This window comes from Pseudarthrobacter sp. NPDC058196 (genome assembly GCF_042882685.1).
GTDB lineage: Bacteria > Actinomycetota > Actinomycetes > Actinomycetales > Micrococcaceae > Arthrobacter.
In genome coordinates this window covers 163,874-190,242 of sequence record NZ_JBHVVN010000011.1, presented here as the reverse complement: position 1 = coordinate 190,242, position 26,369 = coordinate 163,874, and the positions used below count along the sequence as shown (strand labels likewise).

General features: G+C 68.1%; 28 protein-coding genes. 22 read left to right on the top strand and 6 right to left on the bottom strand.

Features of this window, described 5'->3' with window-relative positions; all coding sequences use genetic code 11:
- Positions 1 to 209 precede the first annotated feature (209 nt).
- The 3 genes from ACFVVC_RS16940 to ACFVVC_RS16930 all read left to right on the top strand — a co-directional run bounded on the left by ACFVVC_RS16940 (position 210) and on the right by ACFVVC_RS16930 (position 1,817).
- Positions 210 to 536, top strand: a complete 327-nt coding sequence (locus tag ACFVVC_RS16940) for a rhodanese-like domain-containing protein (RefSeq protein WP_387455780.1) — start codon at positions 210 to 212, stop codon at positions 534 to 536.
- Positions 536 to 1,516 carry a prephenate dehydratase gene (pheA, locus tag ACFVVC_RS16935; RefSeq protein WP_387455778.1) on the top strand — a complete coding sequence of 327 codons (981 nt, stop codon included), beginning with the start codon at positions 536 to 538 and terminating at the stop codon, positions 1,514 to 1,516. Before ACFVVC_RS16940 ends, pheA begins: the two co-directional genes overlap by 1 nt.
- A gap of 94 nt (positions 1,517 to 1,610) precedes the next feature.
- Positions 1,611 to 1,817 carry a hypothetical protein gene (locus tag ACFVVC_RS16930; RefSeq protein ID WP_018762673.1) on the top strand — a complete coding sequence of 69 codons (207 nt, stop codon included), beginning with the start codon at positions 1,611 to 1,613 and terminating at the stop codon, positions 1,815 to 1,817.
- A 63-nt stretch (positions 1,818 to 1,880) separates the two neighbouring features.
- Here the strand turns inward: ACFVVC_RS16930 and ACFVVC_RS16925 are convergent, their stop codons facing one another.
- Positions 1,881 to 2,969 carry a diacylglycerol/lipid kinase family protein gene (locus ACFVVC_RS16925; protein WP_387455776.1) on the bottom strand — a complete coding sequence of 363 codons (1,089 nt, stop codon included), beginning with the start codon at positions 2,967 to 2,969 and terminating at the stop codon, positions 1,881 to 1,883.
- An 88-nt stretch (positions 2,970 to 3,057) separates the two neighbouring features.
- Here ACFVVC_RS16925 and serS point away from each other — a divergent pair, with 88 nt between their 5' ends.
- The 4 genes from serS (at position 3,058) to ACFVVC_RS16905 (ending at position 7,162) form a co-directional block, all read left to right on the top strand.
- On the top strand, positions 3,058 to 4,338 hold the full coding sequence (serS, locus tag ACFVVC_RS16920; protein WP_387455773.1) for a serine--tRNA ligase: 1,281 nt from the start codon (positions 3,058 to 3,060) through the stop codon (positions 4,336 to 4,338).
- A 141-nt stretch (positions 4,339 to 4,479) separates the two neighbouring features.
- Positions 4,480 to 5,427 (top strand): hypothetical protein, encoded by a 948-nt coding sequence (locus ACFVVC_RS16915; protein WP_387455770.1) that lies wholly within the window; start codon positions 4,480 to 4,482, stop codon positions 5,425 to 5,427.
- Between the two features lie 205 nt (positions 5,428 to 5,632).
- Positions 5,633 to 6,517, top strand: a complete 885-nt coding sequence (locus ACFVVC_RS16910; RefSeq protein ID WP_387455767.1) for an HAD family hydrolase — start codon at positions 5,633 to 5,635, stop codon at positions 6,515 to 6,517.
- Between the two features lie 60 nt (positions 6,518 to 6,577).
- Entirely contained in the window at positions 6,578 to 7,162 is a 585-nt protein-coding gene (locus tag ACFVVC_RS16905; protein ID WP_387455764.1) for a histidine phosphatase family protein, read from the top strand.
- 37 nt (positions 7,163 to 7,199) lie between these two features.
- On the opposite strand, the gene ACFVVC_RS16900 is transcribed toward ACFVVC_RS16905, so the two are convergent.
- The 4 genes from ACFVVC_RS16900 to ACFVVC_RS16885 form a co-directional block, all read right to left on the bottom strand.
- Positions 7,200 to 7,799, bottom strand: coding sequence for a hypothetical protein (locus ACFVVC_RS16900; RefSeq protein ID WP_387455761.1), 600 nt, complete (start codon positions 7,797 to 7,799; stop codon positions 7,200 to 7,202).
- Positions 7,800 to 7,922: 123 nt separating this feature from the next.
- Positions 7,923 to 8,690: a DUF429 domain-containing protein gene (locus ACFVVC_RS16895; RefSeq protein WP_387455758.1), complete on the bottom strand. Its 768-nt coding sequence runs from the start codon at positions 8,688 to 8,690 to the stop codon at positions 7,923 to 7,925.
- A 7-nt stretch (positions 8,691 to 8,697) separates the two neighbouring features.
- Positions 8,698 to 10,041 carry a carboxylesterase family protein gene (locus ACFVVC_RS16890; protein ID WP_387455755.1) on the bottom strand — a complete coding sequence of 448 codons (1,344 nt, stop codon included), beginning with the start codon at positions 10,039 to 10,041 and terminating at the stop codon, positions 8,698 to 8,700.
- Between the two features lie 143 nt (positions 10,042 to 10,184).
- Entirely contained in the window at positions 10,185 to 10,673 is a 489-nt protein-coding gene (locus ACFVVC_RS16885; RefSeq protein ID WP_159823766.1) for an inorganic diphosphatase, read from the bottom strand.
- Positions 10,674 to 10,827: 154 nt separating this feature from the next.
- Between ACFVVC_RS16885 and dacB the strand changes: the two genes are divergently transcribed.
- The 15 genes from dacB (at position 10,828) to ACFVVC_RS16810 (ending at position 25,816) form a co-directional block, all read left to right on the top strand.
- Positions 10,828 to 12,345 carry a D-alanyl-D-alanine carboxypeptidase/D-alanyl-D-alanine-endopeptidase gene (gene dacB, locus ACFVVC_RS16880; RefSeq protein WP_387455751.1) on the top strand — a complete coding sequence of 506 codons (1,518 nt, stop codon included), beginning with the start codon at positions 10,828 to 10,830 and terminating at the stop codon, positions 12,343 to 12,345.
- 264 nt (positions 12,346 to 12,609) lie between these two features.
- Entirely contained in the window at positions 12,610 to 13,740 is a 1,131-nt protein-coding gene (locus ACFVVC_RS16875) for a zinc-dependent metalloprotease (protein ID WP_387455889.1), read from the top strand.
- 123 nt (positions 13,741 to 13,863) lie between these two features.
- Positions 13,864 to 14,928: a tRNA lysidine(34) synthetase TilS gene (tilS, locus tag ACFVVC_RS16870; RefSeq protein WP_387455886.1), complete on the top strand. Its 1,065-nt coding sequence runs from the start codon at positions 13,864 to 13,866 to the stop codon at positions 14,926 to 14,928.
- A 30-nt stretch (positions 14,929 to 14,958) separates the two neighbouring features.
- The gene (gene hpt, locus ACFVVC_RS16865; RefSeq protein ID WP_018762659.1) at positions 14,959 to 15,510 is read left to right on the top strand and encodes a hypoxanthine phosphoribosyltransferase; all 552 of its coding nucleotides are present in this window, start codon (positions 14,959 to 14,961) and stop codon (positions 15,508 to 15,510) included.
- A 41-nt stretch (positions 15,511 to 15,551) separates the two neighbouring features.
- Complete coding sequence (locus tag ACFVVC_RS16860) at positions 15,552 to 16,625, top strand: LacI family DNA-binding transcriptional regulator (RefSeq protein ID WP_387455747.1); 1,074 nt, start codon at positions 15,552 to 15,554, stop codon at positions 16,623 to 16,625.
- Between the two features lie 172 nt (positions 16,626 to 16,797).
- Positions 16,798 to 18,861 (top strand): ATP-dependent zinc metalloprotease FtsH, encoded by a 2,064-nt coding sequence (gene ftsH, locus ACFVVC_RS16855; RefSeq protein ID WP_387455745.1) that lies wholly within the window; start codon positions 16,798 to 16,800, stop codon positions 18,859 to 18,861.
- Positions 18,862 to 18,870: 9 nt separating this feature from the next.
- Positions 18,871 to 19,515 (top strand): GTP cyclohydrolase I FolE, encoded by a 645-nt coding sequence (gene folE, locus ACFVVC_RS16850; protein ID WP_387455742.1) that lies wholly within the window; start codon positions 18,871 to 18,873, stop codon positions 19,513 to 19,515.
- Positions 19,516 to 19,521: 6 nt separating this feature from the next.
- Positions 19,522 to 20,460: a dihydropteroate synthase gene (gene folP, locus ACFVVC_RS16845; RefSeq protein WP_387455739.1), complete on the top strand. Its 939-nt coding sequence runs from the start codon at positions 19,522 to 19,524 to the stop codon at positions 20,458 to 20,460.
- Positions 20,461 to 20,474: 14 nt separating this feature from the next.
- The gene (gene folB, locus ACFVVC_RS16840) at positions 20,475 to 20,867 is read left to right on the top strand and encodes a dihydroneopterin aldolase (RefSeq protein ID WP_387455736.1); all 393 of its coding nucleotides are present in this window, start codon (positions 20,475 to 20,477) and stop codon (positions 20,865 to 20,867) included.
- Positions 20,864 to 21,409: a 2-amino-4-hydroxy-6-hydroxymethyldihydropteridine diphosphokinase gene (folK, locus tag ACFVVC_RS16835; protein WP_387455733.1), complete on the top strand. Its 546-nt coding sequence runs from the start codon at positions 20,864 to 20,866 to the stop codon at positions 21,407 to 21,409. The genes folB and folK overlap by 4 nt, the downstream gene beginning before the upstream one ends.
- Complete coding sequence (locus ACFVVC_RS16830; RefSeq protein ID WP_387455730.1) at positions 21,406 to 21,951, top strand: DUF3180 domain-containing protein; 546 nt, start codon at positions 21,406 to 21,408, stop codon at positions 21,949 to 21,951. Before folK ends, ACFVVC_RS16830 begins: the two co-directional genes overlap by 4 nt.
- Positions 21,932 to 22,444 carry a PH domain-containing protein gene (locus ACFVVC_RS16825; RefSeq protein WP_387455727.1) on the top strand — a complete coding sequence of 171 codons (513 nt, stop codon included), beginning with the start codon at positions 21,932 to 21,934 and terminating at the stop codon, positions 22,442 to 22,444. Before ACFVVC_RS16830 ends, ACFVVC_RS16825 begins: the two co-directional genes overlap by 20 nt.
- On the top strand, positions 22,441 to 24,003 hold the full coding sequence (locus ACFVVC_RS16820; RefSeq protein ID WP_387455724.1) for a PH domain-containing protein: 1,563 nt from the start codon (positions 22,441 to 22,443) through the stop codon (positions 24,001 to 24,003). The genes ACFVVC_RS16825 and ACFVVC_RS16820 overlap by 4 nt, the downstream gene beginning before the upstream one ends.
- Positions 23,996 to 24,889, top strand: coding sequence for a Rossmann-like and DUF2520 domain-containing protein (locus tag ACFVVC_RS16815; protein ID WP_387455721.1), 894 nt, complete (start codon positions 23,996 to 23,998; stop codon positions 24,887 to 24,889). Before ACFVVC_RS16820 ends, ACFVVC_RS16815 begins: the two co-directional genes overlap by 8 nt.
- Positions 24,890 to 25,816: a 4-phosphopantoate--beta-alanine ligase gene (locus tag ACFVVC_RS16810; RefSeq protein ID WP_387455718.1), complete on the top strand. Its 927-nt coding sequence runs from the start codon at positions 24,890 to 24,892 to the stop codon at positions 25,814 to 25,816.
- A 37-nt stretch (positions 25,817 to 25,853) separates the two neighbouring features.
- Here the strand turns inward: ACFVVC_RS16810 and ACFVVC_RS16805 are convergent, their stop codons facing one another.
- Positions 25,854 to 26,120: a hypothetical protein gene (locus tag ACFVVC_RS16805; protein WP_387455715.1), complete on the bottom strand. Its 267-nt coding sequence runs from the start codon at positions 26,118 to 26,120 to the stop codon at positions 25,854 to 25,856.
- Positions 26,121 to 26,369: the final 249 nt, after the last annotated feature.

The following is a 26,369-nucleotide window of genomic DNA, read 5'->3' as shown; positions in this document are numbered from 1 at the left end:
GCCTTCCGGCTCCGGGGCCGCGGATGGGCCGGCATCTCCGCCGAGGTCCCGGCCGGGGCGTGCCGGTGGCGGTGCCGGGCGGGCAGACTGCTGACGGGACATGGAAACCTCCTTGGGAGCCACCAGCCTAACTTGCCGGTTTCCCGCACCATCCCTGGCGGAAGGACTAGGCTTTAACGTGAACTCCGATCCGCCACGACAGGACTCCGATGAGCGATTTCGATACCGTGCCCGTCCACGACATCCCTGATGATGCCGTAATCCTGGACGTCCGGGAGGACTACGAGTGGGTCGCCGGGCATGCCGACGGTGCGCTCCACATACCCATGGACCAGATCCCGGCCCGGCTGGGCGAGCTCGATCCGGACGAGGACGTCTATGTCATTTGCCGGACCGGCGGGCGGTCGTTCCGAGTTGCGCAGTGGCTCACAGGCCAGGGATATACCGCCATCAACGTCTCCGGCGGGATGGACCAGTGGCTGGAATCGGGCAAACCCCTGGTCTCGGACAACGGACTCAAGCCGCTGGTGCTGTAGTGCCCGGCAGTTCCCCCACCTATGCGTTCCTCGGACCCGAGGGCACGTTCACCGAGGCTGCCCTGCTGCAGGTGCCCGGCGCGCAGCAGGCAGTCCGGGTGCCGGCGTCGAACGTCAATGCTGCCCTGGACCAAGTGCGCGGCGGATCTGCCGACGCTGCCATGGTGCCGATTGAAAATTCGGTGGAAGGCGGCGTCACCGCCACGCTCGACGCGATTGCCACCGGCCAGGAACTGCGGATCATCCGGGAGGTCCTGGTCCCCATCAGCTTTGTGCTGGTGACCCGGACCGGTGTGCGCAGGGAGGACGTACGGCGCGTGTCCACCCATGGCCACGCGTGGGCCCAGTGCCGGATGTGGATGGACAAGAACATGCCCGGTGCGGAATATGTTCCGGGTTCGTCGACCGCGGCCTCAGCCATGGGGCTGCTGGAGGGTGACTGCCACTACGATGCCGCCATCTGCGCACCGCTCGTTGCGCGTGCACATCCGGGCCTGTCAGTCATGGCGGAGAACATCGGTGACAACCCGGGCGCGGTGACGCGCTTCATCCTGGTCAGCCGTCCGGGTGTCCTGCCGGAGCGCACCGGCGCGGACAAGACCACCCTCGTTGTCCCGCTTCCGGAGGACCGCCCGGGTGCGCTGATGGAGATCCTCGACCAGTTCGCCAGCCGCGGCGTCAACCTCAGCCGGATCGAATCGCGTCCCACCGGGCAGTACCTGGGACATTACTTCTTCAGTATTGACGCGGATGGCCATGCCGGCGAGGCACGCGTCGCGGATGCCCTGGCGGGGCTGCACCGCATCAGCCCCGGGACCCGTTTCCTGGGTTCGTATGCGCGGGCGGACGGGCAGGCCACCGCGGTGGCGCCGCACACCTCCGATGCCGCGTTCTCAGCGGCCCGGGAGTGGGTCGGATCCATACTTGGCACGGCATCCACCGCAGGTGAAAGCGGTTCCGGGTCTTCGCCCACAGCGTAGGCAAATGCCTTCCGGAGTACTTCCGCGGGGTGTGCACAATGCGTATGCTTGCTTGATCCACACGGGGTATGGCCCCTAATGAAGGGAGCGGGTCATGACCAGCACCACTGACAACGACGGCCAGGGGATGATCGTCAACCCCAAGCCTGCCGCAGACAACCAGGACTGGGACGGCGACGATGCTGACCGCGCGGACCGCCTGCGTTTCGAAGAGGAACAGGCAATGATCCGTGAACAGTCCGAGGCCCATGCCGCTGCCAAAGCAGCCGCTGAAGCAGAGAAGAAGGACGCCGGCGCCTGATCCGTGTTAACCGGCCGGGAAGGCCTGCCCCAAGCCTTCCCCAGCCCCTGATGGCCTCCACGCTTAGAAGCGGGGTTTCGCCGGCCCGGCGCGGCCCTGTTCCTGACCTCTGACCCGGACGAGCAGTGACTTCGGTTCAACCTGGACGGTGAGCTGCGTGGCTTCCCCGGACGTGTCGCCATCGAGTTGGGTGGGCATGGGCTCGGGACACCTGATGACCACTTTGACCGACCTGTAGACAGTCATGATCGGCAGCTTTCCGCTGTGCTTGAACATGATCTTCATGTACATCAGCAGCCAGCCCAGGGCGCTGCGCGGACTCATGACCACCACGTCCAGCATGCCGTCGTCAATCATTGCCTGCGGAATGAAGTCGATGCCGCCGGGCACCAGGCCACAGTTGGCAAAAAGTACGCTGCGGATGTTCCGCACCTGCTCCGGGTTGCCGTCCAGCGAGATCGACACCTTCTTCCGCCGGCCAGGGAGGTGGCGGACGCCCGCCTCCGTGTAGGCGAGCCAGCCGACCGCCTTTTTCAACCCGGCATTGGTGTCCGCCAGGACCTCCGCGTCCATGCCAATCCCGGCAATCACCAGGAAGACGTGCTCGGAGTAATGCCCGGTGCGGGAGTTCTCGATGGCCATCCGGGCGGTGTCTATGTAGCGCTGGCGGCCGAACAGCGCCGTCTGCACGTTCCCATGGAGATCGTTCACGTCAAGGTCGACGTTCCGGGCCAGCAGGTTCCCGGTTCCCAGCGGGATCAGGCCCATGGCAACATCGGTGTGTGCCAGGGCCTCCGCCACCACGCGGACCGTGCCGTCGCCACCGCCCACCAGGACGACGTCGGGCTTGCCGGCCAGGGCGGCCTGCATCTGTGAAAAGCCGGGGTCATCCGCGGTTGTCTCGAAAAAGGCCGGTTCCTCCCAGCCCGCTGCCAGGCAGGCGCGCTGGATAGTGGCCTTGGCTTCGTCCGCGCGCGCCTTGATCGGATTGAGGACAACGGCCACCCGCTGCTGCGCCAGGCCTGGATCGTAGGCTTCACCGGCCACCGCGCTGCGCACGTGCAGGGCCTGGAGGCGCCGGACCCCCCACCAACTGGAGGTGGCGAAGGCAAGGGCCACCGCAATCAGCAGGTAGAGAATCCAGTCGCTCATGGTGGTTCAACAGTAGCCCGGCGGGCGGCTGCCCGGCGCACGGAGCCTGCCGCCCGCCGTCGTGCGCTGTATTGGATACCCTTGTCTGGTGATCGACGTAAAAGACCTCAGCGAAAACCCGGACAAGTTCCGTGCCAGCCAGCGCGCCCGCGGCGCGGACGAATCAGTGGTGGACGCGATCATCTCCGCGGATGCCGCGCGCCGCGCAGCCCTGATCCGCTTCGAAAACCTGCGCGCCGAGCAGAACGCTTTCGGCAAGAAGGTGGCGCAGGCCAAGGGCGAGGAGAAGCAGGCGCTGCTGGCAGAGGTCAAGGAGCTGGCCAACTCCGTTAAGGCGGCCTCCGCCGAGGCCGACGCCGCGCAGACCAAGCAGGAAGAGCTGTTGCGCACCGTCCCCAACCTGGTGGAGGACGGCGTTCCCGAGGGCGGCGAGGACGACTACGTGGTGGTCAAGACCGTAGGGACCCCGCGCGAGTTCCCCGACTTTGAGCCCAAGGACCACCTGGAGATCGGCGAGTTGATCGGCGCGATCGACATGGAGCGCGGTGCCAAGGTCTCCGGCGCCCGCTTCTACTTCCTCCGCGGCGTTGGAGCCCGGCTGGAAATGGCCCTGCTGCAGATGGCCATGGACCAGGCCATCCAGGCCGGCTTCATCCCGATGATCACCCCCACGCTGGTCCGCCCTGAAACTATGCAGGGCACCGGCTTCGATGTGAAGCACGACGCCGAGATCTACCGCCTTGCCGAGGACGACCTGTACCTGGTGGGCACCTCCGAGGTGGCACTTGCCGGCTACCACGCCGACGAGATCCTGGATTTCTCCGCCGGGCCCATCCGCTACGCCGGCCAGAGCTCCTGCTACCGCCGCGAAGCCGGCTCGCATGGCAAGGACACCCGCGGCATCATCCGCGTGCACCAGTTCAACAAGGTGGAGATGTTCATCTACACCACGGTCGAAGAAGCCGCCGCCGAGCACCAGCGGCTGCTTGCCTGGGAAGAAGAGATGCTGGCCAAGTGCGAGTTGCCCTACCGGGTCATCGACACTGCGGCGGGCGATCTGGGAACCTCCGCCGCCCGGAAGTACGACTGCGAAGCCTGGGTCCCCACCCAGGGCGCCTACCGCGAGCTGACCTCCACCTCGAACTGCACCACGTTCCAGGCGCGCCGCCTTAACATCCGTGAGCGCGCGGTCAACGCTGACGGCGTCGCCAAGGGCACCCGGGCCGTGGCCACCCTGAACGGCACCCTGGCCACCACCCGCTGGATTGTGGCGCTGCTGGAGCACCACCAGAACGCAGACGGCTCGGTCAACGTACCCAAGGCGCTGCAGAAGTACCTCGGCGGCCTCGAGGTACTGCCGGTCCTGTAGGGGTTTCCCTTTCATAGGCTCGTTCGCGAAGCCGGCCTGTCACCGATCGGATGCGCGAACAAGCTTTGGTTTCGCTGCGAACTGTCCACATACGGCCACGGGCGATGAGTCCGGCAGGCTCCAGCCCTGCATCCTTGCGGTATGGAGATACCACCCGGTCTGATTGATACCGCCGCCATTCTCCGCACCGGGGCGGGCACTGATGCTGTGCACCGCGCCTTCAAGGCAGGGCAGCTGGTACGTATCCGACGGGGCTTCTACGTGCGGACCGATGACTGGATCAGCGCCTGGCCCGCACAACGCTTCGCGTGGTCGACGGCGGCAATTGCGAGGTCCGTCAGCGGCGCGGTCCTCTGCGGGCAGACGGCTGCATTGGCCATCGGCTTACCAACGCTGGGCGCCCCGCGATGCGTGGAGTTGGCAACCAACCTGCCGGGCCGGAGCGGCATGAGGAAGTCGCCGTTCCTGGTCCTGGGCACGGACAAAGCCGCCCGGGAAGCGCGTGAGGTGCGGTCCTACCCCCTCCAGTACCGGCTCAAGCAGGTGCGTGAACCCGTGCGCCATGGCGAGTTCCTCTGCCTCGGACTGGTGGAGACCACCCTGGACATCATGTCAACCAACAGTCTGAGCCAAGCTTTGGTGGTGGCTGACGGGGCCGCACGAAAGCTCCACAGGGATGGCCAGATGCCCGCTGATGCCAGCCTGTGGTCGCTTCAGGACATCCGGGACGGGATCCGGGCGCTGCCGCACGCTTCCGCCGTGGCACGTGCCGAACGCGCCGCTTCCCTTGCCAGCCCGTTGCCGGAATCTGTGGGGGAGTCCTACAGCAGGGCAGTCTTCGAATTCCTGGGCTTTGAGCAGCCCGTCCTTCAGCGCACTTTTGCCGACCGGGAAGGTTTCATTGGGAGGACTGATTTCTGGTGGCCAAAGCCGGGGGTGGTTGGTGAATTCGAGGTCTACCGGGAGAAGATCCGTGAGGACCGGATCCGGGCACTTGGTCACGGCTTCGTACGTTGGCACTGGGCCGACCTGCAGAATCCCGACCGGCTCCGCGCCAAACTGCTGGCTGCCGGCCTCCGACGCAGATGAGCGCCGTACCCCCGGGTATTCCTAAGCTTGATCGCGAATCAGATTCTCGAAGTGTGTGCTCTGCGATCAAGCCTCTGACACGCGGTAGCGAGGAACCGCCGCCGGATCCTCCTCAAAGTTGCGGAAACCCGCAGTTAATCAACAGTTCAGTAAAGCTGTGTCCTGCGTCCTAGCGCCTGTCAGTGACGTCTGCTTCACTGTTTCAATGACAACGCTGACTGAAACCTCAGTCGCCGGCAACGATGACCGGCGAGAGAACAATCGAGACAACACCAACACCTGCGGCTTTTCGGGGATCGACCAAAAGCTGATGGTCGCGCTGGACGTGGACGGCACCCTGGTGGACCACGATGGCCACATGACGCCGGGCGTGCGGGACGCGGCGCAGGCGGTGGTGGCGGCCGGGCACGAGGTAATGATCGCCACCGGCCGCTCCTTGAACGCCACCCTTCCCGTCATCGAAACGATCGGGATTGAGCGCGGCTACGCCGTCTGCTGCAACGGTGGCGTGACTCTCCGGCTCCACCCCGAACTGGCCAACGGCTACGAGATCATCCACAAGGCCACCTTCGACCCCGGGCCCGCCCTGAGGGCCCTCCGGGAGCGGCTTCCCTCCGCCAAGTACGCGCTGGAGGACGCCGACGGAAACTTCCTCTCCACGGAACGGTTCCAGGACGCCAGTTTCGGCGTCGAGGCCGTAGGCGTCGACTTCCACACCATGCTGGAGGCCACCGCCGTGCGCGTGGTGGTGTTCAGCACTGAAAACACACCCGAGGAATTCAATGAGGCCATCGAACACGTGGGACTGGCCGGGGTGACGTACTCGGTGGGCTGGACTGCGTGGCTGGATATCGCAGCGGCAGGGGTGACCAAGGCCAGCGCCTTGGAGAACCTTCGGCTCCGGCTCGGCATCGAGCAGCACCTCACTGTCGCCGTTGGCGATGGACGGAACGATATTGAGATGCTCAGCTGGGCGGGCCGCGGAGTTGCCATGGGGCAGGCTCCGGAGGAAGTGATTGCGGCAGCCGATGAGGTCACCCATTCGGTGTTCGACGACGGCGCGGCCCACGTACTGCGCAGCCTGCTCTGACCCGTCCACTCCGGAAGCCAGGATTCCGGCCGGCACCCGGCGCCAAGGCAGAATAGAACCATGACCCTTACGACGTTCGCCCTCGTCCGCCATGGCCAGACCGACTGGAACGCCGAGCGCCGGCTGCAGGGTGCCACGGACATCCCGCTGAACGACGTCGGTCGCGGCCAGGCACGTGACGCCGTCGCCGTCCTGGCCCCGTACGAATGGGACGCGATCGTCTCCTCCCCGCTGAGCCGGGCCGCCGAGACCGCGGACCTGATCGCCGAAGGGTTGGGGCTCGCGGTGTCCAAGCGCATCCCCGAGCTGACCGAGCGCAGCTTCGGCCCGGCCGAAGGAATGCAGGCCGGCCCGGAACTGGAGGCGCTGCGGGTGCCTGGCGGTTTCACGGGTGCGGAGAGCGAAGCCGAGGCGGCGGACCGTGGCCTCGCCGCGCTCGAGGCATTGGCTGAGGAGTTCCGCGGCCAGCGGGTACTGGTGGTGGCGCACGGTACCCTGCTGCGGGTCAGCCTCAGCCGCGCCATCGGCCGGACCTTGGCCAGCGTTGACAACGCCGCCTTGAACCTGGCACACCACCACGCTGTGGACGGCTGGAAGCTGGAGTACTTCAACGGTGAACCGGTGCTGGCAGCGGCGGGCGCCTGACCCGCTGCCCGAGCAGGATGACCCAGCGCGGCCGTTGCTACCTTGCTTCGAGGATCAGGGCCAGCAACCTCGCCGCAGCGGGCCGGGCGGAATGTTCCTCGTTCCACTGCGCCCGGGAGACTGCCTTGCTCACTGCCTGGGTGGTGATGCCCAGTTCCTGTGCCACCGCTTTTTGCTGGCCGCGGACCCCTGGCGTCAGCAGGTCCAGCACCCGCCATTCGGCGCCGGAGCGGTCCCGGACAATGTGTCCGAGCAGCCGCAGCACGGCCTCCGCGTCGTGGGCGACATCCGCCAGTGGCCCCTCCACTGCCACCGGAATCCGCTCCTTGCTGCTGCGGAGCCGGTCAACAGCCCTGCGCGCGTAAACCAGGCCATGGCCGGTGGCGTCTTTGATTTGGTTGGGCAGGGGCTCGTCCACCAGCCCGGCGCCGATGCCCACGTACCAGGATCCGCTGCGCAAAGCGATCAGCGCCGCTTCCACGGCCTGGTGCGGGCAGTCCACCACACCCTGCACTTCGTCCTCGACGGACCGGTCAAAATCCAGGCGCGCAGGGATATGTCGCAGCGCTTTGAGCAGCTGCGGCACCTGGTCGCCGTCGCGCCGGCTGTCAGTCTGGTTGATGGTCAGCGTGAACATTCTGGGTACACCCTACCCGGAAGTAGAAATGACGAAACGGCCAAGGCTGGGGGAGGTGAAACCCCTGCAACGGGTCCGGCGCGACCGGAGGAGATCCGGAACTGGACTCTGGGCGGCTGAGTCCTAGCCCGGGAGTTCGTCGAGGCGGCAGTCCGGCAAGTGGATCCAGCCTTCGCTGCGGGCGGCCGCCGCGTGGGCGCTGTCCGGCAGGAGCGTACGACGCCGGGCGGCGGCGCGGGCGGTCAGGGACGCGATGACGGCGTCGAAGAGGTCGTCCGAGCCTGCCAGGCTGTCGCGGTGCCCGGCCAGGTCCAGCCATGGCGCCTGTTCCTCGAGAGCGGCCAGCAGGAGGGCCAGGCGCTCGGCCTCCGGGATGCCGCGGCCCTTGTAGCCGCGGCCGTTAAGGCCCCAGATCTTCAGGGACGCCGCCGGATACACCTCCGCCAGGCGGCCGGAACCGTCCCGCAGTTGCGGCCCGTGGAGCTGTGCGATCTTGGCCTGGATGACCGCGCAGCGCATGGCAGGGTGCGCCAGCCGGTCCGCGGAGACGCTCAGCGGAATCAAGCCTGTCTGTGCAGTGCAGAAGCGGTCCGTGTCCCGGTAGGCGAGCAGCCGGCGGCCGGCGATTCCGTCGTGCTCAAGGACGGGGGCCGCGATGTTGTTGAGATGGCCGGTGAGGAACGGAACCAGGGCATCGGGCCAGCCGACGGGGCAGTCGACGCCGGTCATGTCGCTGCTGCCAAACAGTTCCACGATGTGTTGATCATCCACGTCCAAGGCCAGGTGGGTGAGTCCAGCGGCCCCGCTGCCCGTGCTGTCCGCGTCCCAGTCGATGACGGCGACGGCGGTCTTCTTGGTGGCTGCCGCCAGGTCCACACCGAGGGTCTTCATGGCGGCCTCAGATGCGCCTGTAGTGCAACGCCCGGTCAACGGCTCCGGCTTCGCCCAGCTCATCGCCCCGCGCGAAGGCGGCCCACAGGGCCCGAACGGAGCGGCCGGTCAAGTCCACGTCCTCCCAGCGGGCACCCTTGATCAGGCCTACGCCGTCCCAGGTTTTCCGGTTGCCGAGCAGCAGGGGCAGGTCGATGGTGTGGGCGGCGCCGAAAATGTTGCCGGGGGCGTGCCAGCCCAGGACGTACCGGTGGGCACGGCCGCCTGCCTTGACGTGCCGGCCGGCAAAGCGGCGGGTGGCCCGGCCGTACACGGTTTCGGTGACCACCCAGTCGATGGCGCGGACGGCGGCAGCGCCCACCAGCGGAACGGCTGCCAACCGCATGAGCCAGGGGCTGCGGGGGAGGAACAACCGGGCTTCCTCAGTTGTGTGCCCTATCAGCACGTCGATCGCGGGGGCGGACCGGTCCCAGGCCGCCTCGATGGCATCCTCCTCGGGGAGCGGATCGTGGCCGTACTGCGTTCCGAATGGCATGGCCGCGAGCATCCCGAACTTCCGCGCCACCTGGGTTACCTGCGCCTCGCGTTCCACCACCTCCATGGCCGGGGTTTCCTCGGTCACCGTTTCGGCGGCGATGCCCATGGCGTGGTTCATCCTGGCGCGTCCCCGGGCAATGCCCAGCGGCGCACTTTGGATGATGGCGCGCTGGAAGAGCCCCGGCGCGTCCGGGGTGGCCATGAGGTGGGCGATCGCGTCGCCGCCGGCCGACTGGCCGAAGGCGGTGACCCGGCGTGGGTCGCCACCGAAGGCCGCGATGTTCCGCTGTACCCAGCGGAACGCCTCGAGTTGGTCCAGGAGCCCCAGGTTGCCGGGGCGCCCGGCCGGTGTGGCCAGGAACCCGAACAGGCCCAGACGGTAGGTCACGGACACCACCACCACGCGGTTTTCGGCCACCAGCCTGGCTGGATCGAAGATGGCCAGGTCTCCGGACCCTGTGGTGTAGGAACCGCCATGGATCCACACCATGACGGGCAGCCGTTCCGCCGGCTGGAGGTCGCCGGGCATGGTGATGGAGAGGTTCTGGCAGTCCTCGCTGCCCGGAAGCTCCCCGTAGGTGGTGCCCAGGACGTCGTCGAGGAACGGGACCGGGCCTTGCGGGCAGGCCGGGGCCAATGCCGTGGCGGAATAGTCGGAGGTCCAGTCCGGGACGGCGGCCGGCGGCTGGAAGCGGCGGGCCGCGGCGTAGGGGATGCCGGTGGCGCGGAGGACATCGCCGTCCCGCCAGCCGGTGACGGGTCCGCAGGGCGGGCTGAACGACAAGGTGGGGTTAAGCGTCGGCTCGGTAGGCACAGGTCCACGATTCCACAGATTCACAGTGGCCGGACAACAGAAATCCCCGCCTCCCGGACAATTCCCCTTCGCCTGATGAGGGGACTCGTCCAGTGGACGGGGATTTGTGGCGAAGGCCGCGCCAAGGCGGGCCGCCGCAGGAATTAGTGGGCCGTGGGCACGTAGCGCTTGATGGAGGCTTCCAGTTCGGCCTCGGCGGCGGCGCGGTCGCCCCAGCCCTCGGCCTTGACCCACTTGCCGGGCTCCAGGTCCTTGTAGCGGGTGAAGAAGTGCTCGATTTCCTTGATCAGGAACTCGTTGACATCGCTGACTTCCTGGATGTGGTCAAAGCGGGCATCCACCGGAACGCACAGGATCTTGGCGTCTCCGCCGCCGTCGTCGGTCATGTTGAAGACGCCGATGGGGCGGGACTCGACGATGACGCCCGGGTGCAGGTCGAAGTCCTGCAGCAGGACCAGGGCGTCCAGCGGGTCGCCGTCCTCGCCGAGGGTGTTTTCGAAGTACCCGTAGTGCGTGGGGTACTGCATGGAGGTGAAGAGGACGCGGTCCAGGCGGACGCGGCCGGTCTCGTGGTCAACTTCATACTTGACGCGTGATCCCTTGGGGATCTCGATGGTCACGTCGTGCTTCATGGAATGCTCCTCGGCAATTACAGGGGGTGCGCGGCACACTTGACGGCCCACAAAAGAGAGTGTCGGTACCGCCGACTATTATTGAGGATATAGCGAGAGGCCCTGGAATCAGGAACTTGTGGGGAAATTTCAGGACTTGAGGACCAGCACCAGCATGAGCAACACAACCGGCACGGAGTCCCGGCGTGGCCGGCGTTCCTTGGGCTCCGCAGGCCTGGGGCAGGCACTTCGGGCGGCCATCCCTCCGGTGCTGGTGATATTGCTGCTGTTGGTCCTGGCAGTCCCGGCGGCGCTGGTGGTGGCGCAGGGATTCGTTGGCCCGGGAGCGACTGCGCCGGCCGCGCCGGTTCCGGCCTGGCAGCAGCTCCCCGCCACGGTGTCGGCCCCACGGGGCCTTGCCCCGCTCCAGCCGTCCGCGCCGGAACCCGCGCCCGCGGCGGTGGCGGCCCAGGTGGATCCGCTGTTGACCACCGACGGCGGCGGTACTTTCACGGGCATGGTGCAGGATGCGTCCACCGGCAAGGTCCTATTTGACCGGGGCGGCTCGGAAGGCCGGGTGCCGGCGTCCAACCTCAAGCTGCTGACGTCGGTCGCCGCGCTGCGGACCCTGGGACCGGACCACCGTTTCGCCACCAAGGTGCTGCGCGGTCCCGCTCCCGGGCAGGTATTGCTGGTGGGTGGCGGCGACGTCCTGCTGGGGGCTGGGGAGTCGCGGCCGGAACAAACCCTTGGCCACGCCGGCATGGCCACCCTTGCCGCCCTGGCCGTGGACGCGTTGCGGGCTGCCGGCACCACCGGGGAAATCACCGTGCTGCTGGATGATTCGCTGTTCACCGGCCCCGCGCTGAACCCGGCCTGGCTGGCAGGAGACGTGGAAGCAGGGGAAATCGCCCCGCTCTACCCGCTCGCCCTCAACTCTGCGCGTTTCGATCCCGCGGTCACCACGGGTCCGCGGCCCCAGGATGCAGCTATGGCCGCGGCCGGGGAATTCGCCGCGCGGCTCCGCGCTGCAGGTGCCGGGGCGGGCCTGACCGTCGCGGCCGGCGTCGAACGCCCACCCGGCACGGCCGCGGCGGCAGGCGCCGCCGGACAGGCACAGCCCGTGGTGCTCGCGGAGGTTGAATCGGCCACCGTGGCCGAGCAGGTGGACCTGATGCTGCAGGTATCGGACAACTACCTGGCCGAGACCATGGGCCGGATGGCCGCGCTGGCCACCGGCGGGCCCGGCAGCAATGACGGCGCCACGGCAGCGGTCACAGCAGAGGCAGGGGCCGCCGGAGTCGCCGCGGACACCATCAAACTGGTGGATGTGTGCGGGCTGGCCCTGGGCAACCAGGTGTCGGCCCGCCAGTTCACGGACGTGGTCAGGGCCATTACCAGCGGCGCTGATTCCAGGCTTCGCGGCGCCCTGGACGGCTTTCCGGTGGGCGGCCTGTCCGGCACCCTGGACACCCGGTACGGGGACGCCGCCACGGCAGGCGGCGCAGGCCTGGTGCGCGCCAAGACCGGGACCTTGAATACCGTCCTGGCCCTGAGCGGCTACGTGGTGGACGCCGACGGCCGGCTCCTGGTGTTCTCGTTCATCGGCAACGGGCTCGCGCCGGGGGCGGCAGGGAACAAGCAGGCGCTGGACCGTGCCGCCACGGTGCTGGCAGGGTGCGGCTGCCGCTGACCTACTGCGGCTGCACGCCCAGCAACGCGGCCATGACGACGGCGGCTAGCACCGACGCCCAGCCCTTGCGCGGGCCTGTGGCCAGGGGAGGGATGGGGCGGTAGGGGATCATGGTGGCCTCTTTCTTAAGGGTCTTAGCCTGTACCTTCACGATGGCCGGGCGGACTGGGCCGGTGCTTTCGGCACCCTGTGCGGTGGCTGTGGAAGTTCGCCGGTCAGCGAACTTTAAGGACGTCGTCCGGCGTGCTGTGTTCTGATGGGACCATGGAGTCCACCGCGCGCGAGTCCGCACCGATGTTGTCCCCGACGGCGCAGTCCCTGATCAACTGGGACCTCGCTGCTTCCGCCGCGGCGCGGCTGGCTCCGGCCGGCCCGGTGCTGGATGAAAAGGCCATCGGCGAGGCGGTGGACAGCCTTCGCCGGCTCGCGGACGCGTCTGTTCCGCATGTCCACGAGATCACCGGCCTGGAGGCCGCGCGGGACCTGCGGGACTCATCCGTGCTGGTGGTGGACCGGGCATCATGGGCCAAGGCCAACACGCAGAGCTTCGCGGTGATGCTCAAGCCCGCCATGCAGAAGATGCTGGACAGCCGCCGCGGGACCCTGAGCCCCTCCGCGGCCAGCGTCAGCGGCGCCATTACCGGCGGCCAGCTCGGTGCGGTGCTCGCCTTCCTTTCCAGCAAGGTGCTGGGCCAGTACGATCCTTTCGCCGCCCTGGCCGAGAACTCCACCGCACCAGCTGCGGGCCGGCTCCTGCTCGTGGCACCGAATATCGTCTCGGTGGAGCGCGAACTCAACGTCGCGCCGGAGGACTTCCGGCTCTGGGTGTGCCTGCACGAGCAGACCCACCGGGTCCAGTTCGCCGCGGCGCCCTGGCTGCGCCACCACATGCTGGAACAGATCGACGAACTCAGCGGCCACCTGCTGGGCAACGTGGATTCCCTGATGGAGCGAGCCTCCGCTGCCGCCCGTTCGCTGAAGGACCGCTCCGCCTCCGGGAACACACCGGGCCGGGGCGCCATCCTGGACCTGCTGCAGGACCCCGAGGAGAAGGCCGCCATCTCGCACCTCACTGCGGTGATGAGCCTCCTCGAAGGGCACGCCAACGTAGTGATGGACGCCGTCGACGCCAGCATCGTCCCCTCCGTGAAGACCATCCGTCAGCGGTTCAACGACCGCGGCAGGGACCGCGGCGTGATCGAGAAGTTCATCCGCAGCCTCCTGGGCCTGGACGCGAAGATGCGGCAGTACTCCGACGGTGCCCGCTTTGTCCGCGCCGTGGTGGACGTGGCCGGCATGGAGGGCTTCAACAAAGTCTGGGAGTCGGTGGACCACTTGCCCACGGAGCCGGAGATCCACGACGCCAAGCTGTGGATTGACCGGATGGGCCTCTGATTGCCGGACGCCCAGCCGCACCACCCGCCCATGCCTGAAAGTCCTTCCACCGGGCCAACCCCGCGCCGCAGCGGACGGCGACGTCCCGGCAGGCTCGCGCCCGTCGTCGGCACTGCACGCAAAATGCTGCAAAAGGCCCTCGCCGACGCCGGCTATCCCCGCCGCATCACCGTGGCGTGCAGCGGCGGGCCCGACTCCCTGGCGCTCGCCGCGGTGGCCGCTTACTTCGCCCGGCGTGGCCACGTTGACGGCCACCCGCTGGCAGTGGGCGCCGTGGTGGTGGACCATCAGCTGCAGGCAGGGTCCGCCCAGGTTGCTGCCCGCACCGCTAAGGCGCTGCGGGAGTTGGGCCTCGATCCTGTCGAAATCCGCACCGTCACGGTCGCGGCGGTTGGCCTGGGCCCCGAAGCTGCTGCCCGCGAGGCCCGGCACGCCGCGCTGGAGGCTGCAGCGGACCAGCAGGGGGCCGGCGCCATCCTCCTGGGCCACACCCTCGACGACCAGGCCGAACAGGTCCTGCTGGGCCTTGCCCGCGGCTCCGGAACCCGGTCCCTCGCGGGCATGCGGCCTGCCCGCCCGGGAACCGGAAACAGTGTGCTGCTGCGCCCGTTCCTGGGACTGCGCCGGGCGGACACTGAGGAGATCTGTGCCGTCGAGGAGCTGGAGCCCTGGCACGACCCCACCAATGCCGACCCCGCTTTCGCGCGCTCGCGTACCAGGGTGGAAGTGCTCCCGCACCTTGAGCAAAAGCTGGGTCCTGGCGTGGCCGAATCCCTGGCCCGCACCGCCGCGATCCTGCAGCTGGACGCCGACTACCTCGAGGATGTGGCGGAAAGCACCTATGCCTCGCTCGTGGAGCGGGACGGCACGGTCCTCAGCCTGCCGGAGGCGGCGCTGGGGGCCCTGGCCCCCGCCATCAGGTTCCGCGTGATTGCCAAGGCAGCGGCCGACGCCGGCGGCCAGCAGCCCGGCTACCAGCGCCTTTTGGCGGCGGAAGCGCTGCTTCGGCGGCAGGGTTCCGCGGGCCCGGTGGAGCTTCCCGGCGGCGTGAGTGTGTACCGGTTGTCGCTGGCGCAACTGGAACGGCCGGCCGGTGCCGGGGGCCCGGGAGGCGCCGGATCCGTTCCCCGTGAACGGGCACGCTGTGGGAAGCTAGTATTCCGGCCTCAAAAACCGCCCCAAAAATAGTCGCACCCCGCATCTAAACAGGAGCCATTGGTGGATTCAAACGACGTCCAGGCAGACCTCAAGCACGTTCTCTACACCAAGGAACAGATCCAGCAGCGGATCACCGAACTCGCCGCGCAGATCGACAAGGACTACGAAGGGCGCGAGATCCTCGTTGTCGGTGTCCTCAAGGGCGCCGTGATGGTTATGGCGGACTTGGCCAGGGCCCTGCACAGCCACGTTTCCATGGACTGGATGGCGGTGTCCTCCTACGGCTCCGGGACCCAGTCCTCCGGCGTGGTGCGGATCCTGAAGGACCTGGACACCGACCTGATGGGCAAGGACGTCCTGATCGTCGAGGACATCATCGATTCCGGCCTCACGCTGTCCTGGCTGAAGACCAACCTGGAATCCCGCGGCACCGCCTCGGTGGAGATCTGCACCGCCTTCCGCAAGCCCACCGCCGCCAAGGTGGAGATCGACGTCAAGTACGTGGGCTACGACATTCCCAACGAATTCGTGGTGGGCTACGGCCTGGACTATGCCGAAAAGTACCGCAACCTGGACTTCGTGGGCACCCTCGCCCCGCACGTCTACGAATAAGCTGCCCGCGACAGCAGCCCCTGCTGCCCGGGGCCACCACCGTGGGTAGCAGGAACGTCGGCATCAGGGACGTGGCCCGGGCGGCCGGGGTGTCCGCCACCACGGTCTCCCATGTCCTCAATGACGCGCCGTATGCCCGCGTCAGCCCCGAAACACGCGAAAAAGTGAAGACGACGGCGGTCAGGCTGGGGTACGGGCCCAACCGGCTGGCCCGGGCCCTCCGCAGCCGCAAGTCCGGTGTGCTGGGCCTGGTCAGCGAGGATGTGGCCACCACGCCGCATGCCGGCCGCATCATCCTCGGCGCCGACGAAGCGGCCCGCGTCCGCGGCTACACCCTGATGATCATCAATACCGCTGGATCGGCGGACCGCGGCTCCCGCGAAGCCGACGTTGAGTCCCTGCTCGAGCGGCAGGTGGACGGCATCCTCTACGCCACCATGTACCACCGGTACCTGCAGGTGCCCGCCAACCTCGGCAAGGTCCCTTCAGTGCTGGTGGATGCCGTCACGGCCGACGACAGCTTCGCGGCCGTGGTCCCGGACGAATACGGCGGCGCGGCTGTCGCGGTGGAAGCCCTCCTTGCTGCAGGCCACACCCGGATCGGGTTCATCAACAACAACGAGGACGTACCCTCCACCGTCCAGAGGCTCCAGGGTTTCCGGGACACGCTGACCCGCGCCGGCCTGGACGGCGCCTCCGCCCCCGTCCAGCCGGCGTCGTCCGATGCTGCCGGCGGGTACACTGCCGCCCGTAGGATGCTGGGAGGCGCCCATCCGCCGTCGGGCCTCTTCTGCTACAACGACCGCATGGCCATGGGCGCCTACCGCGCGGCGGCGGAACTTGGCCTCTCCATCCCGGACGACCTGTCCGTGGTCGGCTTCGATGACCAGGAACTGATTGCCGCCAGCCTTTACCCCGGGCTGACCACCGTGGCCCTTCCGCACTACGAAATGGGGGCGTGGGCGGCCGACCGGTTGATCGACGCCATCGAAGCCGGCTCCGGCGAAGCCCATAAGACAGGCGCCGGCACCCCGGGCGGGCCGGCCGGCCCGGTGCTCCTCGGCTGCCCGCTGGTCACCCGCGGGTCCGTCGCAGCGCCGCGGGAACAGCCCTGACCGGGGCATTCCCGGACTTCCGGGCCCGCTACGCCCACAGGGAACTTTTGCTTTTCGCTATGCGTGATGTACTCCGGACGGTGTATAGCTAGAAGCTGACGCAGCACCATCACGCGCGCAGACTACTCGCCGTGAAGCACTACCGGAAGGGACGGGGCGAGCCCCCGAACAGATGAAAGCTAAGAACTTCTTCAAAGGCCCGGGCATCTGGATCGTCGTTGTGGTCGGTCTGCTCCTCGTGGCTTTTGCAACGCTCGCCCCCGGCGGTGCGGCCCGGATCGACACGGACAAGGGCCTGGAACTGCTCTCCGGCAACAAGGTGGAGCAGGCCAAGATCTTCGACGGCGAGAACCGCGTTGACCTTACGCTGAAGGACAACCTGCAGGTGAACGGGCAGGACAAAGGCAAGAGCGTGCAGTTCTTCTTCGTGGACGCCCGCGCGCAGGATGTGGTGAAGGCTGTCACCGATGCCAAGCCCGCCCAGGGCTTCACCGACCAGCCGATCGAAAGCAACTGGTTCTCCGGCCTGCTCTCGCTCCTGATCCCCGTGATCCTGCTGGGCGCCCTGTTCTGGTTCCTGATGACCCGGATGCAGGGCGGCGGCTCCAAGATCATGCAGTTCGGCAAGTCCAAGGCCAAGATGGTCAGCAAGGACATGCCGCAGGTGACCTTCGCAGACGTCGCAGGTTCCGATGAGGCCGTGGAGGAACTGCAGGAGATCAAGGAATTCCTGCAGGAGCCCGCCAAGTTCCAGGCCGTCGGCGCCAAGATCCCCAAGGGCGTGCTGCTCTATGGCCCTCCCGGCACCGGTAAGACGCTGCTGGCCCGCGCAGTGGCCGGCGAGGCAGGCGTCCCCTTCTTCTCCATCTCGGGCTCGGACTTCGTGGAAATGTTCGTCGGCGTCGGCGCCTCCCGCGTCCGCGACCTCTTTGAACAGGCCAAGGCCAACTCGCCCGCCATCATCTTCGTCGACGAGATCGACGCCGTCGGCCGGCACCGCGGCGCCGGCATCGGCGGCGGCAACGACGAACGCGAGCAGACCCTCAACCAGCTGCTGGTGGAGATGGACGGCTTCGACGTCAAGACCAACGTCATCCTCATCGCCGCCACCAACAGGCCCGACGTCCTGGACCCGGCACTGCTGCGTCCGGGCCGCTTCGACCGCCAAATCGGCGTAGAGGCCCCCGACCTGATCGGCCGTGACCAGATCCTCAAGGTCCACGCCAAGGGCAAGCCGATGGCTCCGGGCGTCGACCTCAAGGCCGTCGCCAAGAAGACGCCGGGCTACACCGGCGCTGACCTGGCGAACGTCCTCAACGAGGCTGCCCTGCTCACCGCGCGCTCCAACGCGAACCTGATCGACGACCGCGCCCTGGACGAGGCGATCGACCGCGTCATGGCCGGCCCGCAGAAGCGCAGCCGCGTCATGAAGGAACACGAGCGCAAGATCACCGCCTACCACGAGGGCGGCCACGCCCTGGTTGCCGCGGCGCTGCGGAACTCGGCGCCGGTCACCAAGATCACCATCCTCCCGCGCGGCCGGGCCCTGGGCTACACCATGGTGGTGCCGGACAACGACAAGTACTCCGTGACCCGAAACGAGCTCCTGGACCAGATGGCATACGCCATGGGCGGCCGCGTCGCAGAGGAGATCGTGTTCCACGATCCGTCCACCGGCGCCTCCAACGACATCGAAAAGGCCACCGGCACCGCTCGCAAGATGGTCACCGAATACGGCATGAGCGAACGCGTCGGCGCTGTCCGGCTGGGCCAGGGCGGCGGTGAGCCGTTCCTGGGCCGCGACGCCGGGCACGAGCGCAACTACTCGGACCAGATCGCGTACGTTGTGGATGAGGAAGTGCGCCGCCTGATCGAGCAGGCACACGACGAGGCGTACGAAATCCTCACCGAAAACCGGGACATCCTGGATATCCTTGCCCTTGAACTGCTGGAGCGGGAAACCCTGAACCAGGCCGAGATCGCCGACATCTTCCGTGACGTCCGCAAGCGTGACTTCCGCGAAGTGTGGCTCTCCAAGGAAACCCGCCCGGTGCAGATGGCGGGGCCGGTGGAGAGTCGCCTGGAGCGGGCCGAACGCGAGGCGCAGGAGGAAGCGAAGAAAGCCCGGATGGACGAGCCGCTGGACGCCCAGCCGCCTCATTCCCAAGGTGTTGCGGAGGATGCGCCGTTTCACGGAGGCACCCCCGAATCGGGGCCAGGCACCCTTCGCGGCTAAGCTTTCCCTGTGACTTCCTTCGACGACGACGACGTTTCCGCCTCCGCCGATCACCTGGCGGAGGGCGGTCACCGGTCCTCAAAACGTGAAAGAGTGGATCGGCCCCGGATCGAGGCGGCCGTCCGCGAGATCCTCATCGCCATCGGCGAGGACCCGGACCGCGGCGGGCTCGTGGATACCCCCAAAAGGGTTGCGAAAGCGTACGCCGAGGTATTCGCCGGGCTGCACCACGACCCCGCCGAGGTCCTCTCCACCACCTTTGACCTGGACCACGAGGAACTGGTCCTGGTCAAGGACATTCCGTTCTACTCCACGTGCGAGCACCACCTGGTGCCATTCCACGGGGTGGCGCACGTTGGCTACATCCCATCGCATGACGGCAAGGTCACCGGGTTGAGCAAGCTGGCCCGGCTGGTGGACATCTACGCCCGCCGCCCGCAGGTCCAGGAGCGGCTGACCACGGAAATCGTCGAAGCGATGGTCCGCTACCTCAAGCCCCGCGGGGCGATCGTCGTCGTCGAATGCGAGCACATGTGCATGTCGATGCGCGGCATCCGCAAGCCCGGAGCGAAGACCGTCACCAGTGCGGTCCGCGGGCAGCTGCATGACCCGGCCACCCGCGCCGAGGCCATGAGCCTCATCCTCGGAAGGTAACAAACCATGGATTCACTCGCTGCAGCCCCCGGAACGGGGCCCGCGACCTCCCCGCTGCCCATCCTCCGCAAGCCCCGCCCGGCGGCCCGCTTCGAGGACCTCCCCACCGGCCGCACACTGGTCATGGGGATCTTGAACGTCACCCCGGATTCCTTCAGCGACGGCGGAAAGCACCCCACCGCTGACACCGCCATCGCGGCCGGCCTGCGAATGTTGTACGCGGGGGCGGACATCATCGACGTCGGCGGGGAGTCCACCCGCCCGGGCGCCGAGGACGTCACGCCGGAGGAAGAGCAGAGGCGCGTCCTGCCGGTCATCGAAGCACTCGTGAAGGCCGGTGCGCTGGTCAGCATCGACACCACCCACGCCTCCACCGCGGCCGCCGCCTTGAAGGCCGGCGCCGCCATCATCAATGACGTCTCCGGGCTGACCATCGAACCGGAGATGGCAGAGCTCGTGGCAGCATCCAAGGTTCCCTACGTCCTCACGCACCGCCGCGGGGATGCCCGGACCATGAATTCGCTCGCGGAGTACACGGACGTGGCCGGCGAGGTCGTGGCAGAGTTGGCGGGCGTGCGGGACAAGCTCTACGCCGCGGGTGTCAGCCACGAACAGATCATCGTGGACCCGGGACTGGGGTTCGCCAAGAACGACTCCCACAACTGGGAGCTGCTGCAGAACCTGGACCAGCTGGACAGCCTGGGGCACCGGGTGCTCGTGGCAGCCTCCCGCAAGAGGTTCCTGGGCACGCTGCTCACCGTGGCCGGCAAGTCCGCCGCTCCGGAGGAACGGGACGGTGCCACGGCGGCAATAACCGCCATCAGCGCCGCACGCGGTGCCTGGGCAGTCCGCGTGCACGACGTCGGGCCAAGCCTGGACGCCGTCAAGGTGGCTGCCCGCATGGCGGCGGTACCCACGCCGCAAGCCGTACCCAAGACGCACTAGGGCCGGGGGACCCCATGGACAGGATTACGCTGACGGGCGTGACCGCCGTCGGCCATCACGGCGTGTTTGATTTTGAGCGCCGCGAGGGCCAGCCTTTCGTGGTGGACGCGGTGCTCTATCTTGACTTCGCCGCAGCGGCGGAGTCAGACGACGTCCGGGACACCGCGCACTACGGCGAGGTGGCGCAGCGTATTACCGACTGGATCGCCGGGGAACCCCTGAACCTCATCGAGGCCTTGGCCGTGCGCATTGCCGAGGGCCTGCTTGACGAATTCCCGCTCCAGGCGGTGGACATCACCGTCCACAAACCCCAGGCTCCCATCGAGGTGCCCTTTGGCGACGTCGCCGTGACCGTCCACCGGAGCCGTATCCCGGCCGCCCGCGTCCTGTCCGGGGAACAGGCATGAACGGCCTGTACACGAAGGCCGTGCTTGCCCTCGGAAGCAACCTTGGCGAGCGGAACGAGACCCTGACCGAAGCCGTGGCAGACCTCGTGGATCCGCCGGAAGTCCGGCTCCTGGCTGTTTCCCCGATCGTCCAGACCAAAGCCGTGGGCGGCCCGTCCGGCCAGCCGGACTTCCTGAACATGGTGATTACCGTGGAAACCAGCCTGGGTCCGCAGGAACTGCTGGAGCACTGCCAGGCGGTGGAGAACAAGCACCTCCGGGTCCGCGAGGTCCGCTGGGGGCCGCGGACACTCGACGTCGACATCATCACCTACGGCGACCTGCACAGCGACGATCCGGCGCTGACCCTCCCGCATCCCCGCGCTGCCACCCGGGCCTTCGTCCTGTACCCGTGGTCGCTGATCGAACCCGCCGCCACGCTGGGCGGGGAGCGGATCAGCGCCTTGGCGGTCCGGGCCGCGGACTTTAACGACCTTGCCCCGTTCGACGGTTTCGGGGACTTCGACGGGATGCCGACGGCGGGAGCGGTGGAGCCGCGATGAAACCCATCAACCCGCTGCGCCTGATGCTGATCGGCGTCATCCTTGCCGTCGCGGGCTGGTCGGCGACCGTGGTCACCAGCCGCTACAGCGTTGCCACGCCCGTCCTTCCCTCCACCGCGCTGGCCACCATGGGCGTCATCGTCATCATCACGCTGATCCTGGGCATCCGGGTCTTGCGGTGGCGCAACAGCCTCAAGCCCGGCAGCAAGGCAAAGAAGACCCAACTGGATCCGCTGCTGGCGGCGAGGACGCTGGTCCTTGCCCAGGCGTGCGCCTACGCTGGCACAGTCCTGCTGGGCTGGCACGTGGGCATCTTCCTGGACCAGTTGAGGATCTGGAGCCTGCGGAGCGACCAAGGCATCACCTGGCTTGCCTTGGCCATGGCCGGGGGCGGGCTGGTGATGATCGTGGTGGGACTCGTGGTGGAGCGGTTCTGCCGGATTCCCCCGGAGGACGGCGACACAACCAGCGCCGACGGCAAAGGCCGCCCTGCCCGCGGGGAGGCCGCCGGGGAAGGCGAATATGCGTACCGAGGCGATTGACCCGCCCGGTATTGCCTGGCAGCGGGTGTCGTCGCGGTACGTCACTGTCCGGCTGGCGGAGTGGGCCCTGGGCAACCTGGTTGCGGTGCTGCTCCTGTCCGCTCCGCTGGTGTTTGTCCTCCTGGGCTGGTGGTCCTGGCCGCCGCTGTGGCTTGCCGTGACCGTCCCGGCCGCCATGCTGGTGCTTGCCCTGTGGCGGCTGGTGCTCATTCCGCGGCAGGTCCGGGCTATCGGCTACGCCGAACGGGATGAGGACCTGCTGGTCAGGGGCGGCATCTTCTTCCAGCGCACCATGGCCGTGCCGTACGGCCGCATGCAGTACGTGGATATTGCCGTGGGGCCGGTGGAGCGCGCGCTGGGCCTGTGCACACTGAAGCTCCACACCGCCTCGCCCGGCACCCACGCCCGCATTCCCGGCCTGCCGGCGGCTGAGGGCGCCCGGCTCAGGGAAGAGCTGACGGCCCGCGGCGAAGCCAGGCTGGCCGGGCTGTGACCGCTGACGGCCCGCTGCCTGCGATGCCGCCCGCAGCGGCCGGCCGGGACACCGTTGCAGCGTCCGACGACGGCTGGCAGCGGGTGCACCCCGCGTCGCCGTTCGTCAGGGGCTGGTTTGCCCTGGCCGCCATTGCGTTCTTCTTTGGGCGGGACATCTTTGAAAGGGCCCTGCAGGGCCAGCCCGTTTTCGAGGAAGGCCTGGGGCGGCGCGCCCCGTGGCTCCTGGGCGGCGGCGCGGCCGTGCTGGTGGTGGCGGTGCTGGGGTTCGTGCTGACCTGGTACTTCACCAAATACCAGGTGTCCGGCGGCTACGTCCGGGTCACCAGCGGCCTGCTGTTCCGCCAGCACCGGCAGGCGCGGCTGGACCGGGTGCAGGCCATCGACATCGTGCAGCCGTTGCTGGCCCGCATCTTCGGGCTGGCCGAACTCAAATTCGAGGTGGCCGATGCGGGGGAGTCCGCGGTGCGGCTCGCCTACCTCAGGATCGACGATGCGCGCCAACTGCGTGCCACCATCCTGGCCCGCGCATCGGGTGCCGCAATCGTCGCCGTGCCCGGGGCCGGCGCCGCGTCCGTCGACGGACAGCCGGCCCCGCCCGCCTCCGAGGCACCGGAATTGGCGGTACTTGCGGTCCCGCCGTCGCGCCTTCTCGGGTCGTTGCTGCTGAGTGAGCAGAGCTTCTTCGTGGTGGTGGGCGGCGCCGCCTCCGTGGTGTTGTCCGCGGTGACGGACAACCGCGCCTTCTATTTCTACCTGGTGCCGGCGGTGCTGGGCCTGGCGGCGGGCTACTGGAATTTCTTCAACAGGGGCTACAACTTCACGGCGGCCGTCTCACCGGACGGCATCCGGCTGAGATACGGGCTGCTGGACACCCAGGCGCAGACCCTTCCGCCCGGCCGGATCCAGGCGGTGAAGGTGGCCCAGTCGCCGCTGTGGCGCCCGTTTGGCTGGTACCGGATGCAGGTGAACGTGGCCGGTTACGGGCAGTCCGGCAACGCCGTCGAGGGGAATACCCGGACCGTCCTCCTGCCGGTGGGCAAGCTTCCCGACGTCCTGGCCATGCTCTCCCTGGTGCTGCCGGACCCCGGCACTGACCAGCCCGCGGCCGTCTTTGCCGCCGGCTTGAACGGCAGGGATTCCGACGGCGGGTTCATCACGACGCCGCGGCGGGCGTGGCTGCTGGCACCCTTCGCCTGGCGCCGCAACGGCTTTGCCGCCACGGACACCGCCCTGTTGATCCGTTCCGGGCGCTGGTGGCGTGAGCTGGTGCTGGTTCCCCACCAGCGGACGCAGTCGCTCGCCCTGCAGCAGGGGCCTGTGGCGCGCCGGTTCCGGGTGGCGGACCTGGTGCTCCACACCACCGCCGGGCCCGTGGCCCCGCGGCTGGCCCAGGCGGGACTGGATGAGGCCCGGCAACTCTTCAACGACCAATCCGCGCGTGCCCGGCTGGCTCGGAAACGGCAAACCACGGAGCAGTGGCTCCAGCAGGTTGCCCCGGCCGCAGGACCAATGACCACCCGCACCCCTTACCGACAGGAAGGCCAGCAGCATGGCTAAACCCGGACGCCTCGGCGTCGGAATCATCGGCGCCGGAAAGGTGGGGGCCGTGCTGGGTGCGGCCCTGCGCGCTGCCGAGCACGCCGTCGTCGGGGTCTCGGCGGTCTCGGACGCAAGCCGGGAACGGGCTGAGGCCCTGCTGCCGGGCGTTCCCATCCTGGAGGTGCAGGACATCGTGGAGCGCGCCGAGCTGGTGCTGCTGGCCGTGCCCGACGACGCCCTGCCGGGTCTCGTGGAGGGACTGGCAAAGCTTGGCGCCTGGCAGCCCGGCCAGCTGGTGGCCCATACCTCCGGACGGTTCGGCGTCGGCGTGCTGCATCCCGTCCGCGCCGCCGGTGCCATTCCATTGGCGCTGCACCCTGCCATGACGTTCACCGGCATGAGCCTGGACCTCACCCGGCTGCTGGACTGCACCTTCGGGGTGACAGCCGATGCCGCCATGCTGCCGATCGCCCAGGCGCTGGTGGTGGAGATGGGGGCGGAGCCGGTGGCCATCGCCGAAGCGGACAGGACGCTCTATCACGCTGCCTTGGCCCATGGTTCCAACCACCTGGTCACCCTGGTGGCGCAGGCGTCCCAGCTGCTGCGCGAGGTGGGGGTGGAGCTGCCGGAGCGCATGCTCGGCCCGCTCCTGCGGGCAACGCTGGAAAACGCCCTGGCTTCCGGCGAATCCGCGTTGACCGGCCCGGTGGCCCGCGGCGATGTGGGGACGGTCCGTGCCCACGCGGAAGCGCTGCGGGAGTTCGACGGCGGCGGGCACGGTGACGTGCTGGAAGCTTACCTCGCGATGGCCCGGGCCACAGCCCTGCGGGCGGAGGGCCGCGGACTGCTTAAACCCGACCAGCTTAAGGGGCTGCGCGAGGCCCTCGACCCGAAGGAAGACTGAATGTCCATTCAACTCGTCACCACCGTCGCCGGCCTGCACGCGGCGAGCGCCCGGCTGCTCGCCGCCAAGAGTGGTGTCTCACAGGGGCTGGTCCCCACCATGGGCGCACTCCATGATGGCCATGCCGCGCTGGCGCGAACCGCCGTCGAGCACAACGACGTGGTGGTGGCGAGCATCTTCGTCAACCCCCTGCAGTTCGGCGACGCCGGGGACCTGGACCGCTACCCGCGGACGCTCGAGGCGGACCTTGCCCTGCTGGAGGAACAGGGCGTGGACCTGGCCTTCGCGCCCTCCGTGGAGGAGGTCTATCCAGGCGGGGAACCGCTGGTTCGGATCACGTCCGGCCGCCTTGGCGAAAAGTGGGAGGGCGCATCGCGTCCCGGCCATTTCGACGGCGCGTTGACCGTGGTGGCGAAGCTGCTGCATTACGGCATGCCCGCTGCCGGTCTTCCGGCCGGGGCCGCAAACCCGGCTTTGCCTGGTGGACTCCCGGCGTACCGGGCTTACTTTGGGCAGAAGGACGCCCAGCAGCTGGCCCTGGTGCGGCGGATGGCGGCGGACCTGAACTTCCCGGTGGAGATCGTCGGGGTGCCCACGGTGAGGTCGGCGGACGGGCTGGCGTTGTCCAGCCGCAACCGCTTCCTGTCCGCGGACGAGCGGGACGCTGCGTTGGTCCTGTCCCGGGCACTGCGGCTGCTGGAGGAGCGCGCGAATGCTCACGAACCGCTGGACCTGGAATCGGCACTGGCCCTGGTGGAGTCACAACCGCTGGTGGAACTGGACTACTTCGACGTGGTGGACCCCGGCACGCTTGAGCCGTTGGCGGAGAACTGCAGGGAGACCCCGTTCCGCGGCGACGCCCTTGCCCTCATTGCGGCCAAGGTGGGGCCGGTCCGCCTGATCGACAACATGCCGCTGAGTTCCTGAGCGCCGGGGGCTTGGCGCCCGCGGGATGTGGCCCGGGCTATAAACCTGGCCTGTCCGGGCTGTTCATGAGCTGTTCGAGGAGTGCGCGCTCCGGACGCCCGGGATTCCTGGCCACGCACCCGCGGAGCCGGTCCCGCACCCACTCTTCCCGCGGATCCCTGCTGCAGAGCACCTCATCGATGATCTCCTGCGCCTGCCACCGGAGCGATTCGATGGCGAACTGCCGGACGTCCTCGGGAGTGTCGCCGGACATCCAGGGGTCCGGGTCCGAGGGAACACCTTGGAACATCCGCTCTACTGTCATCGGGGCCTCCTTGCACCAATCCGAAGCGGCCCGTGGGGTGGCCGCTGCGGCGTCGAGAGCACTGCGCGTAGGTGAAACCTTACTGCCGGAATCCGGGTTCTGTCTGTACCCCGATCCCGCAGAAAACCGCAGCACCAGAGTCGAAGGTCCCGAGTAGGAAACCGGTCCGTAGCGCCGCCTGGAATCCAATATAGTCAGCTTGCTTATTACTTTCACCTTTCCTAGGGTGGAAATTGTCAGGAATTCAAC

Coding starts and splice junctions, on each gene's coding strand:
- ACFVVC_RS16910 (WP_387455767.1), top strand. CDS start 5,633: ATGACAACGCTGACTGAAACCTCAGTCGCCGGCAACGATGACCGGCGA.
- ACFVVC_RS16875 (WP_387455889.1), top strand. CDS start 12,610: ATGGAGTCCACCGCGCGCGAGTCCGCACCGATGTTGTCCCCGACGGCG.
- ACFVVC_RS16925 (WP_387455776.1), bottom strand. CDS start 2,969: ATGAGCGACTGGATTCTCTACCTGCTGATTGCGGTGGCCCTTGCCTTC.
- ACFVVC_RS16830 (WP_387455730.1), top strand. CDS start 21,406: ATGAAACCCATCAACCCGCTGCGCCTGATGCTGATCGGCGTCATCCTT.
- folK (WP_387455733.1), top strand. CDS start 20,864: ATGAACGGCCTGTACACGAAGGCCGTGCTTGCCCTCGGAAGCAACCTT.
- ACFVVC_RS16895 (WP_387455758.1), bottom strand. CDS start 8,690: ATGAAGACCCTCGGTGTGGACCTGGCGGCAGCCACCAAGAAGACCGCC.
- ACFVVC_RS16905 (WP_387455764.1), top strand. CDS start 6,578: ATGACCCTTACGACGTTCGCCCTCGTCCGCCATGGCCAGACCGACTGG.
- ACFVVC_RS16940 (WP_387455780.1), top strand. CDS start 210: ATGAGCGATTTCGATACCGTGCCCGTCCACGACATCCCTGATGATGCC.
- ACFVVC_RS16900 (WP_387455761.1), bottom strand. CDS start 7,799: ATGTTCACGCTGACCATCAACCAGACTGACAGCCGGCGCGACGGCGAC.
- ACFVVC_RS16805 (WP_387455715.1), bottom strand. CDS start 26,120: ATGACAGTAGAGCGGATGTTCCAAGGTGTTCCCTCGGACCCGGACCCC.
- ACFVVC_RS16815 (WP_387455721.1), top strand. CDS start 23,996: ATGGCTAAACCCGGACGCCTCGGCGTCGGAATCATCGGCGCCGGAAAG.
- dacB (WP_387455751.1), top strand. CDS start 10,828: ATGAGCAACACAACCGGCACGGAGTCCCGGCGTGGCCGGCGTTCCTTG.
- folP (WP_387455739.1), top strand. CDS start 19,522: ATGGATTCACTCGCTGCAGCCCCCGGAACGGGGCCCGCGACCTCCCCG.
- ACFVVC_RS16885 (WP_159823766.1), bottom strand. CDS start 10,673: ATGAAGCACGACGTGACCATCGAGATCCCCAAGGGATCACGCGTCAAG.
- tilS (WP_387455886.1), top strand. CDS start 13,864: ATGCTGCAAAAGGCCCTCGCCGACGCCGGCTATCCCCGCCGCATCACC.
- ACFVVC_RS16930 (WP_018762673.1), top strand. CDS start 1,611: ATGACCAGCACCACTGACAACGACGGCCAGGGGATGATCGTCAACCCC.
- ftsH (WP_387455745.1), top strand. CDS start 16,798: ATGAAAGCTAAGAACTTCTTCAAAGGCCCGGGCATCTGGATCGTCGTT.
- ACFVVC_RS16825 (WP_387455727.1), top strand. CDS start 21,932: ATGCGTACCGAGGCGATTGACCCGCCCGGTATTGCCTGGCAGCGGGTG.
- folB (WP_387455736.1), top strand. CDS start 20,475: ATGGACAGGATTACGCTGACGGGCGTGACCGCCGTCGGCCATCACGGC.
- ACFVVC_RS16915 (WP_387455770.1), top strand. CDS start 4,480: ATGGAGATACCACCCGGTCTGATTGATACCGCCGCCATTCTCCGCACC.
- ACFVVC_RS16810 (WP_387455718.1), top strand. CDS start 24,890: ATGTCCATTCAACTCGTCACCACCGTCGCCGGCCTGCACGCGGCGAGC.